Annotated in this window: 10 protein-coding genes; 5 read left to right on the forward strand and 5 right to left on the reverse strand. The window is 53.8% G+C overall.

Annotation, left to right across the window (positions count from 1 at the left end):
* Positions 1-965 (reverse strand): MFS transporter (locus L692_RS0106070; RefSeq protein WP_025698131.1); only part of this gene is annotated, 965 nt, incomplete at its 3' end.
* Positions 966-1,125: 160 nt separating this feature from the next.
* On the opposite strand from L692_RS0106070, the gene L692_RS0106075 reads away from it, so the two are divergent.
* Complete coding sequence (locus L692_RS0106075; protein ID WP_025698132.1) at positions 1,126-1,758, forward strand: TetR/AcrR family transcriptional regulator; 633 nt, start codon at positions 1,126-1,128, stop codon at positions 1,756-1,758.
* Positions 1,759-1,841: 83 nt separating this feature from the next.
* On the opposite strand, the gene L692_RS0106080 is transcribed toward L692_RS0106075, so the two are convergent.
* Entirely contained in the window at positions 1,842-2,996 is a 1,155-nt protein-coding gene (locus L692_RS0106080) for a polysaccharide deacetylase (protein ID WP_025698133.1), read from the reverse strand.
* 426 nt (positions 2,997-3,422) lie between these two features.
* On the opposite strand from L692_RS0106080, the gene qoxA reads away from it, so the two are divergent.
* Genes qoxA through qoxD form a run of 4 tightly spaced genes read left to right on the forward strand, consistent with a single transcriptional unit; the run spans position 3,423 to position 7,197 of the window.
* Positions 3,423-4,319 (forward strand): cytochrome aa3 quinol oxidase subunit II, encoded by an 897-nt coding sequence (gene qoxA, locus L692_RS0106085; protein WP_025698135.1) that lies wholly within the window; start codon positions 3,423-3,425, stop codon positions 4,317-4,319.
* Between the two features lie 40 nt (positions 4,320-4,359).
* A complete protein-coding gene (qoxB, locus tag L692_RS0106090) occupies positions 4,360-6,309 on the forward strand; it encodes a cytochrome aa3 quinol oxidase subunit I (protein ID WP_025698136.1) in 1,950 nt (649 codons plus the stop codon).
* A complete protein-coding gene (gene qoxC, locus L692_RS0106095; RefSeq protein ID WP_025698137.1) occupies positions 6,306-6,902 on the forward strand; it encodes a cytochrome aa3 quinol oxidase subunit III in 597 nt (198 codons plus the stop codon). The genes qoxB and qoxC overlap by 4 nt, the downstream gene beginning before the upstream one ends.
* 1 nt (position 6,903) lies before the next feature.
* Positions 6,904-7,197, forward strand: coding sequence for a cytochrome aa3 quinol oxidase subunit IV (gene qoxD, locus L692_RS0106100; protein WP_025698138.1), 294 nt, complete (start codon positions 6,904-6,906; stop codon positions 7,195-7,197).
* Positions 7,198-7,367: 170 nt separating this feature from the next.
* Here qoxD and L692_RS0106105 read toward each other — a convergent pair whose 3' ends face one another.
* The 3 genes from L692_RS0106105 to L692_RS0106115 form a co-directional block, all read right to left on the reverse strand.
* Positions 7,368-9,074 carry a methyl-accepting chemotaxis protein gene (locus tag L692_RS0106105; protein ID WP_025698139.1) on the reverse strand — a complete coding sequence of 569 codons (1,707 nt, stop codon included), beginning with the start codon at positions 9,072-9,074 and terminating at the stop codon, positions 7,368-7,370.
* A gap of 163 nt (positions 9,075-9,237) precedes the next feature.
* Positions 9,238-9,921, reverse strand: coding sequence for an ECF transporter S component (locus L692_RS0106110; protein ID WP_025698140.1), 684 nt, complete (start codon positions 9,919-9,921; stop codon positions 9,238-9,240).
* The coding region (locus tag L692_RS0106115) for an AAA family ATPase (protein ID WP_025698141.1) at positions 9,894-10,307 on the reverse strand (414 nt) is incomplete at its 5' end. The genes L692_RS0106115 and L692_RS0106110, both read right to left, overlap by 28 nt.

Raw genomic sequence — 10,307 nt, forward strand, 5'->3', positions numbered from 1 at the left:
GACAGCGGTCCGGAAATGGCCGAGGTCAATGTCGCGCCGACGGCCATCATCGACAGAATCAGTCCCGCCTTCAAATCGGTCATGCCCATGATTCGCGTCAGAAAAAAGGAGGTCAGCAGCGAAATATTCATCAGTCCCGCTCCGACAATCAGCAGGGTCAGCGCCGCTCCGTTAAAGACCTTGATCTTAAACAGCTCCAGCGGAAGCATTGGTTCCGCTCCTTTGCGCTCCGCATACAGAAAGAGAAGCAGAAGCAGCAGACCGGCCGCGAAGAGCAGCAGAATGGCGGAAGAGGTCCAGCCCCAATCATCAACCCGGATCAGACCGTATACAAAGCAGAACATGCTCCCGGTGATGAACATTGTGCCCGCTGCATCCACTCTCCGCCCAGCGGAGGCATCCTTCGATTCTCCAATGAACATCAGCGTCAGAATTAGACTCAGCACGCCAAGCGGCACATTGACAAAGAAGATCCACTGCCAGTTCAGCTTCTCCGTCAACACTCCCCCGAGCGCAGGCCCGCTGGCTGCGGCCAGACCCGAGACGGCTCCCCATATCCCGATAATCGCACCATGCAGCTCCTTCGGAAACGTCGAGGTCGTCAGCGGAATCGTCAGCGGCACAATGATCGCGCCCGCCAGGCCCTGTATGACCCGCAGTGCGATCAATGCCCCGAGACTCGGCGCAAATCCGGCAAGCAGCGACGAGAGAGTGAACAAGGCAATGCCGATGAGAAACACCTTCCTGCGTCCGAACTGGTCCGCAAGCCGGGAAGCGGTCAGAATAAAGACGGCAAAGGCCAGATTATAGCCGTTCATTACCCAGGAAATTTCCGAGACCCCGCCCCCGAAATGCCTGGTCATCTCCGGCAGGGCGATGTTGACGATCGTCGTATCCAGCAGCGCCATAAAGAATCCCAGCACGATGGCTGTAAACGCAAACACCCTTTTCATTTTTTCGTTCATTCGCTAAACCCTCTCCCTCAAAAATATGAACTTTGGTTCGCATTCAAAATTATATGAACTTTAGTTCAGTTTTGTCAACGAGAAATTGAACCAAAGTTCACCTTTGGTTTGACACTCGATTCCGGCTTCCTTACAATCTTGAATAAGGGGGGGTTAGCGCGTGAACGAAACGGAAGAACAAACAGCGGACAAGACAAGAAAGCCCCGGCAGGACCGGAGCATCAAGACAAGGGATGCAATTGTTCAGGCCGCAGCCAGGCTCTTTTCCGAAAAAGGGTACCACCGAACGAACACCAAGCAGATCGCTGCAGCCGCAGGGGTTTCGACCGGGAGCTTTTATTCCTATTTCACGGACAAGCGCGACGTGTTCCTGGATGTGCTCCAAATTCACAGCGAAGCGATGCAGGCCCATGTTGACGCCACAGTGGCGCAGCTGAGCGCCAAGCAGTCGGACAAACGCATGGTCATCTCGCATATGATCGAGAGCCTAATCCAATCCCATACGCCATACATCAGCTATCACCGGGAGCTTTCCGCCATGCGGCTGGCCGATGAAACGATTAGAGAAATGCTGGATAGCCAATACGACGCCGGTCGGCGCAAAACACTGGAGTTTATGAAGCTGAGCGAGCATGATCTGTGTGTCTCTGACCTGGAAGCCGCCGCCGTTGTTGTCTTCGAATCGGTCAGCAGCGTCGTGGACCGCATCGTCTTCTCCGGCGGAGGCGTTCCGGCTGACCGCCTTAAAGCGGAACTGGTTGATATGCTGGTCCACTATCTGTTCGGTGAATAAAGAAAGCGTCCCACCAGAACCCAGGAAAGGTTCTTCGGGACGCTTTTTTTAAGTTGTAATTCCAGATGGGAGCCTGCTTTGGATCACCGCGCGTCATGCCAGAAATTTACCGGCTGAAGATCGGATGTGATGATTTCGTATTGATAGCCTTTTTTGTGGAGATAATTTAAAATACGGGGCAGCACCTGGAGCGTCGCCTTCTGGTCATGCATCAGGATGATGGGTCTGACGCCATGCTTGTCCATCTTGTTCACCTGGCTCACCACATTGTTATAGATCAAATCGCTCGCGCTTTTATATTTCCAGTCCAGGGAATCCACGTTCCAGTCCCAGAGGCGGTACCCGCCCCCAAGCACTTTATCTCTATAAGCTTTCGTAAAATACGGCTTGCTGCCATACGGCGTGCGGATCAGCTTGGTGGAGCGCCCGGTGACCGCTTTAAGATCGGCGTTGTCCTGGTTCATTTCTTTCAGCGCCGCCGCCGGAGAAGCGTAAAATTTGCTCTTCACATGCGTTACGCCATGCAGGCCGAGGCCATGCCCCGATTTGGCCATGCGCTTCACCACGCCCGGATAACGCTCGATGTTCGGTCCCAGCATGAAGAAAGTCGCCTTCGCGCCATGCTTGTCCAGTATATCGAGCAGTCTTCCGGTCGTAGCGGACGGTCCGTCGTCAAAGGTCAGATAGACGATTTTCCCGGATGGGCCTGGCTTGGCCGGATTCGGAGCAGGCTTGGCGGATTGGGGCGCAGCCGGGAGAGGCGGCTCCTCAGGCTTCAGCTTGTCCTTGAATTTCTCGGCAAAAGCATTGTCATCCAGCGTCTGATTCCCGTCCGTAATCCTCAGCAAATACTTACCCGGATTATAGGACACGGAATACCCGAACAGCGTAACGATTCTCAATGGAACCATCAGCCTGCCGCCGCGATTAAAGGCAGTCAGACTCCATTCCGTTCCGTCTCCCGCAATCATTTTACCCTTTTTCAAAATCCGGAGACTTCCGGTTTCACCTGAAAGGAGCAAATCCTCCGGCGTTCCCCCAAGATTGAGCCGCAATTCCTCCGCAAGCACGCGCACCGGCACATAAAAGGTATACTCCACGGACACGGCGCGGATATCCGTAACGCGGTCATTGACCCCCAACTTCATTTCGCCGCTCTCGGCGGCGAGCACTCCCGGTACTAAGCCCGCAGCAAGGATGAATACAATAGCGCATAGCAACATTTTTTTGATCGACAAGGCCACAAGTCTCCTATTCTATATAACTTGAACACTCTCTCTTCCCTGTTAAAGATAGCATAAATCGAAAGAGGCGAATTGGAGATAATGTAACCATTAGGAAAAAAAGTTGTTACTTGCGAAGAAAAAGCGGCGCGGACAGCGATTATAATTGTGACAAACTTAGCAACAATAGTGAAATCATGAACAAAGTTTGAACATTATATGATAGCCATAAAACTGCGCAGCGGCAGTGATTTTTATCATATCTTATAGCTTTTTGTAACAATTTTTACACATAAATTTAAAGAAATCGCCACTATATAGGATTTATATGGTTTAAAAGCTAGATTGTGTATTTTGCATTCCCTTTAAGGAATTTTTAATATAGATAGAGGTTAATGTTATCCGGTTAATGAAACCAGTATTAAAGGAAAGGAGTTCATCATGAACAAAAAAGGGCCGTTATACGCTATGTTTTTCAGCCTTTTCCTGCTGCTCCCCGGATGCGGTTCGCTCACCGTTCTGAATCCGAAGGGGCCGGCGGCAAAAACGCTGTCGGACACGATCATCCTGTCCATTCTTGTGATGCTCGGCGTCCTGGCCGTGGTCTACATTCTCTACATTATCATGCTTGTGAAGTACCGCGCAAAAAAAAGCAATGAAGGGTACATTCCTCCGCATGAAGAAGGAAATAAATGGCTGGAAGCCACCTGGATCGCCATTCCGATCATTATTGTCGCATTCCTGTCGGTCGTAACCGTGAAGACGACGAATGCGGTGGAGAACGTTCCGGCAGACTACAAAGACCAGAAGCCGCTGGTCATTTACGCTTCGTCCTCCAACTGGAAATGGCATTTCAGTTATCCGGAGGAAGGCATTGAAACGGTAAACTATGTGAACTTCCCCGTGAATCGTCCGGTTGAGTTCAGATTGTACTCCTTCGGACCGATTACCAGCTTCTGGATTCCGCAGCTCGCCGGACAAAAGTACGCGATGAGCGATATGACCACGTACCTGAATCTCGTTGCGGAGACCCAGGCAGATTTTCTCGGAAGAAATACGAACTTCAGCGGCAAGGGCTATGCTCAAATGGAGTTCACGGCAACCTCGATGAGCAGCGACGACTATGACAAGTGGGTGAATGACGTCAAGAGCACCGCTTCCCCGCTTACGGAAGACAAGTTCAAAGCGCTGCTGGAGACAGCCCATGTCGGACGCGAGACATTCTCGTCCACCCATCTGACGTTCAGCCCTCCTCCGGGAGAACACAGCGAGCATATGGATATGGAGCACAGCAATATGGAAATGAGTAATGATGAACATACGAACCATAGCAACTGATTCCAGACTTACCTCGAGCAACCTGAAAGGAGTCCTCCCAATGAATTTTGATCTGGAAAAATTCAAGGTTCACGGCGAACCCCTGATCTACGGGGCAATGATCAGCATTGCCCTGGCGTCGATCGGGATTGTAGTCGGTTTAACCGTTTTTAAAAAATGGGGCTGGCTGTGGCGCGAATGGCTGACAACCGTCGATCACAAACGGATCGGCGTCATGTACATTCTGGCCGCCCTGCTCATGCTCTTCCGCGGTGGCATCGACGCGCTGATGATGCGTCTGCAAACCGCCGCGCCGGAAATGAAATTTCTCGACGCGCAGCATTACAATGAGGTCTTTACGACCCACGGCCTGATTATGATTCTGTTCATGGCCATGCCGTTTATCATCGGCCTTATGAACGTCGTCGTGCCGCTGCAAATCGGCGCGCGCGACGTCGCTTTCCCGCGTCTTAACGCGGTCAGCTTCTGGCTCTTCTTCTTCGGAGCCATGCTGCTGAATATCTCGTTCGTCATCGGCGGATCGCCCGATGCCGGCTGGTCGGCCTACTTCCCGCTGGCGAGTCTGGAGTTCAGCCCGACCGTCGGCAACAATTACTATTCGCTGGCGCTGCAAATTTCCGGTATCGGCACGCTGATTACGGGCGTCAACTTTATCGTGACCATTCTGAAGATGCGCGCGCCGGGCATGAAGCTCATGCGCATGCCGATGTTCACCTGGTCCGTGCTAATTACGAACGTCATTATCGTCTTCGCCTTCCCGGTTCTGACCGTGGCGCTGGCGCTGATGATGTTCGACCGCCTGTTCGGCTCCCAGTTCTTCACCATGGCCAACGGAGGCATGGATATGCTCTGGGCCAACCTGTTCTGGGTATGGGGCCATCCGGAGGTATATATCGTTATTTTGCCGGCCTTCGGTATTTACAGTGAGATTATCGCGACCTTTTCCAAGAAGAATCTGTACGGCTACACCTCCATGGTCGCCAGTATGCTGATCATCTCCCTGCTGTCCTTCGTCGTATGGGCGCATCACTTCTATACGATGGGTCAAGGCGTCATGGTCAACAGCTTCTTCTCGATTTCGACCATGGCCATTGCCGTGCCGACCGGGGTCAAGATCTTCAACTGGCTGTTCACCCTGCGCAAAGGCCGGATCAGCTTCACCACGCCGATGCTGTACTCTTTGGCCTTTATTCCGATCTTTACGATCGGCGGCGTTACCGGCGTTATGCTGGCTATGGCCAGCGCGGATTATATGTATCATAATACGATGTTCCTGGTGGCGCATTTCCACTACGTTCTGATTCCGGGCGCCGTGTTCGCCGTTATCGCGGGCTTCCACTACTGGTTCCCGAAGGTGTTCGGCTTCCGCCTGAATGAACGTATCGGAAAGCATGCCTTCTGGTGGATTATTATCTCCTTTAACGTAGCTTTCTTCCCGCTGTTCATTCTCGGGCTCAAAGGCATGACGCGCCGGATGTATACCTATTCCGCGGAAACGGGCTTCGGCCCGCTCAATATGATCTCGTTCGCCGGCGCCCTTGGACTTGCGATCGGCTTCGCCATTCTGGTATATAACATTTACTGGAGCACACGCTATATGCCGCGCGACAAGACCGGCGATCCGTGGGATGCCCGCACGCTGGAATGGGCGACCCACAGCCCGATTCCGGAATACAATTTCGCGGTTGTTCCGAACGTCAAATCGCTTGATGCTTTCTGGGCCATGAAGCACGACAAGCAGCCGCTGTTTGAGGACAAGATCACGAAGATCCATATGCCGAGCAATACAGGCAAGCCCTTTGTCCTTGGCGTCGTCTTCTTCTTCCTCGGGTTCTTCCTGGTATTCAGCATGTGGATTCCGGCGATTGCAGCCGGCATCGGCGTCCTGATCGTGCTGGCGGCGATGTCCTTTGACCGCGACAGCGGCTTCTATATTTCGGCGGATAAAGTCATCGAGACAGAAAAGAAACTGGGGGGTGGAACGGTATGAAAGTAGATACCTCCAAACCGCTGGAGTACGCGACACAGGAGAATAATAACCGCATCTTCGGCTTCTGGGTCTTCCTGGGAGCGGAAATCGTACTGTTCGCCACGCTCTTTACCGTATTCTTCGTTCTGGTGAACCGTTTTGCGGGCGGTCCGAGCGGAAGCGAGCTGTTCGAGATCGGCCCGGTGCTGATCGAGACGTTCCTGCTGCTCACCAGTTCCTTTACGATCGGCCTGGCCGTTCACGCGATGCGTCATCAATACAAAAGAGCGATGCTGGTCTTCTTCGGCCTTACGCTGCTGATGGGCCTTGGCTTCCTCGGCATCGAAATTGCGGAGTTTGTAACTTATGTGCATGAAGGCGCGACGCTTCAGACCAGCGCGTTCCTGTCCAGTCTGTTCGTACTGCTCGGCACCCACGGCGCCCACGTTACCTTCGGTCTCCTGTGGGGCGCGGCGATTATGATCCAGCTCATGCGGAGAGGAATCAACCCGGCCACGGCCAACAAATCGTTCATCTTCTCGCTGTACTGGCATTTCCTGGACGTTGTCTGGATCTTCATCTTCAGCTTCGTCTACCTGAAAGGACTGATGTGACATGTTGAAGCAATTGTTTCCCGTTCGCCATGTAATAGGCTATATTGCCTCGCTGGTCCTTTCCGCCGCCGCGCTGGCTGTCATTTACGGAGATTTCTCTCCCGCCGCGAATATAGCTATTCTGGTCGTTACCGCTCTGATTCAGGCTTCCCTGCAGCTGTTCCTGTTCATGCACATCGGGGAATCGGCCGATACGAAAAAAGAGCTGTACATCAACATCGCCTACGCGCTGTTCGTCGGACTTGTCACCATCTTCGGCACGCTCTTCATCTTCGTGTGGGGCTGGTACAAATAATTATGCTTTTCAGTCAAGGCGCCCTTGGCCGCTGCTGCGGCCGGGGCGCCTTTACGCATTAAGCCAGGGGATGGACATGGCAAGAAATCGCAGATAGAGAAAAGGCGGCGACCAGGCCCGTACAGGACCTGATCGCCGCCTCTTTCATTTTCAGCCTGCAAGCAGCCAGCTTACAGCTTGAATCCGGCAAGATTCTTCTGCAGCTGCTCCGCAAGCGAAGCCAGATAGTTGGCTGAGCTCGACATCTCTTCCATCGCCGACATTTGCTCCTGGCTGGACGCGCTGACATCCTCGACGCCCGCCCCGCCCTTTTGCGAAATTTCGTTCACCATTTCCATAACGGCGACCAAATCCCCGCATTCCTGGGACACATGCCCTACAGAGTTACTAATCGTTTGGGTCTGCCGGATAGCATCCTGGATGGAAGCGACGATTTCGGAAAATGCCTCGGAAATTTCGCCGCTGCCGGACACGCCCTCAGTCGCGAGCCTGGCTCCCTGAGCCATGGATTCCACGGCTTCCCCGGTCTGCTGCTGAATCTTCGTAATGATGCCGGTAATATGATCCGAGCTCTTGGCCGTCTCTTCGGACAGCTTCCGGATCTCTCCCGCTACGACGGCAAAGCCCCGTCCGACCTCCCCGGCTCTGGCCGCTTCAATGGAAGCGTTGAGAGACAACAGGTTCGTCTGCCCGGCAATTCCGTTAATCGTTGTAATGATATCGCTGATTTCCCGGGACAATTCAGCCAATGAAGCGATGATCTTCTGCGTCTCGGTCACATTGGCGCTGATCTGCGTCATATGCTCCGTAATGCGGGTGACCTTCTCCGCCCCGTGATCGGCAGAATCCGCCGCTTTCGCCATCAGCGCCGACATTTGCTGGCTCCCGCTCTCTACCGACGAGATATCCTCCGCCATCGCCTGGATGGAGGCGTTCGTCTCGGCTATGCTGTACACCTGTGTTTCGAACCCTGTGGCAAGATCCGTCGCGGTGGAAGCAATCAGGGTGGAAGCCAGCGAGGTCTGCTCGGCGCTGGCGGTCATTTGCTCGGAAGAAGCCGACAGGGTCTCCGCGCTCTCCGACACGCTCTGCAGCATACTTCGGAGGCTCAGCAGCATGCCATTAAACGAGCGGCTGATCTGTCCGATTTCGTCCCTGGAGGTGTACTCCGCCATAGCCGTCAAATCTCCCTGCTCCGCCTTCTCCATCGTCATCCGCAGCTCACGCAAAGGCTTGGTGATCGTACGAATGATGCCTAAAGAGGCAAGCAAGGAAAGAAGGGTAAAGACAGTAATCAGTGTAATACTCAGACCGCGTATCCCTCTGGCGTTGTCCATCGCTTCCTCGTACTGCTTCTCCGCATCCTGTTGAAGAAGGGTGCCCGCATTGCCGAGCAGATTGACCATCTTGCTGCGCAGCGTACTGAAATTGCCCGAGAAGAGGGCATAAGCCTCCGCATTACGGTTGGCCTTTGCCAGATCAATAATCCGTTCCCGCTGCCCCCTGTACTCCGCAAGCAGTGATTCGTATTCATTTAGCTTCTTCAAAGCTTCAGTTGAGCTAAAAGGAATTTCAAGCAGCTTCTTCGTCATGGCATCGTTATTCGCTCTCTTCATTTCGATATCCTTGACCAGATTCACATTGCTTGCGCTGCTCGTCGTCATCATAAGTTCCAGAACACCAGTTTCGATCAGGCCGTTATTGATCCGGATTTGGGCGGACCACATAACAGGCAGCAGATTCTTCTTGTACATTTCTTCAGTGCGGTCTGCCATTTGCTGTCCGGTAATGATCCCTACTGCTCCCACGCTGATTAGCGCAAACAGGACGATGAGCAAAAGCAGCGCCATTTTTTGCCTCATTTTCAAATTCTTCATTGCTATCCTCGCTCTCCGGGTGACTTTTTACATATACAATTGTTTATCGGCAGAACCTCCCTATAAATAAATAATTTGAAATGAAAATAGACAACATTTTCTGACAAAAAAAGCCGTGCGGATCAATGATCCGCCGGCATGCCATGGATACGTCCGCCATTCTTTAACGCAGCAGCCCGTATTTTTTGCGAAAACGTTCAAGCACCTGGATCCAGCCTCCGGCCAAAATGGACAGAAAGACGACGTTGGACAACGCATGCGCCAAATCGAAATAGAAGCTGGTTGAGTATACGGTCGCCACGAGTCCCAGACTGAATGCGTCCGGCAGACCGATCAGATGCCAGATATTCATGATCCAGCCGAATACAAAGCCCCACACAAACCCGAACAGCAGCAGCCCGGGTCTGGTTCTCATCCAGCGTGTGTTCCGGAGCCAGCCCGCAGTAAGCCCGGTCATCCCCCAGGCGAACATTTGCCACGGCGTCCACGGCCCCTGGCCGAAATACAGATTCGAGACAAGGGCGGCAACCGCCCCGATCAGAAAGCCCGCCTCCGCCCCGAAGACATAGGCCGACAAAATCACAATGGCCGATACCGGCTTGACGCTCGGCAGAGCGGCGAACGGAATGCGGCTGACAGCGGCAACGGCGGCAAGAACGGCCAGCAGGACCAGCTCGCGGGGCTCCAGCTTGCGGCGCTCCAGCCTGAGAAACAGCGGAAGCAGCGCGGCGCAGAGCAGCGCCAGGCTCAGCAGCAGATAGTGACGGTCCTTAAGCGCGGAGGACAGCGCCAGCACGCCCAGAAACAGGCCCAGCGCGATCAGGAGCGGGATACGGATTCGTGCCACTGTTCGATCACATCCTCAATCGTTAATGCTTGCGGCAGCCGGTCGCGTACCATCCGGTTAACGGCTGTTGTATAGAAATAATTCGCGCCGAAAAAAGTCCCCGGCGGCCCTTCCGCCGCCATGCTTCCGTCAAACAGCATGGCGCAGCGGGAAGCGTGCCGGGCCGCAAATTCAACGTCATGCGTAACGAACGTTACGCTTTTGCCGGAATCCGCAAGCGCTCTTAGCAGCTCTGCCAAATGCTCCTTGGCGGCGGGGTCCAGCCCTTTCGTCGGTTCATCCAGCAGCAGAATATCGGGCCGCAGCAGCAGCACCATAGCCAGCGCCGCCTTCTGCTGCTCACCGCCGCTGATGTCATGCGGATGGCTGCCGAGCACGGCTTCAAG

Source organism: Paenibacillus forsythiae T98, from assembly GCF_000520735.1.
Lineage (GTDB): Bacteria > Bacillota > Bacilli > Paenibacillales > Paenibacillaceae > Paenibacillus_AQ > Paenibacillus_AQ forsythiae.

What these genes read in the sequence shown, in the direction of transcription:
- qoxA (WP_025698135.1), top strand. Translation starts at nt 3,423, where the DNA reads ATGAACAAAAAAGGGCCGTTATACGCTATGTTTTTCAGCCTTTTCCTG.
- qoxB (WP_025698136.1), top strand. Translation starts at nt 4,360, where the DNA reads ATGAATTTTGATCTGGAAAAATTCAAGGTTCACGGCGAACCCCTGATC.
- qoxC (WP_025698137.1), top strand. Translation starts at nt 6,306, where the DNA reads ATGAAAGTAGATACCTCCAAACCGCTGGAGTACGCGACACAGGAGAAT.
- qoxD (WP_025698138.1), top strand. Translation starts at nt 6,904, where the DNA reads ATGTTGAAGCAATTGTTTCCCGTTCGCCATGTAATAGGCTATATTGCC.
- L692_RS0106105 (WP_025698139.1), bottom strand. Translation starts at nt 9,074, where the DNA reads ATGAAGAATTTGAAAATGAGGCAAAAAATGGCGCTGCTTTTGCTCATC.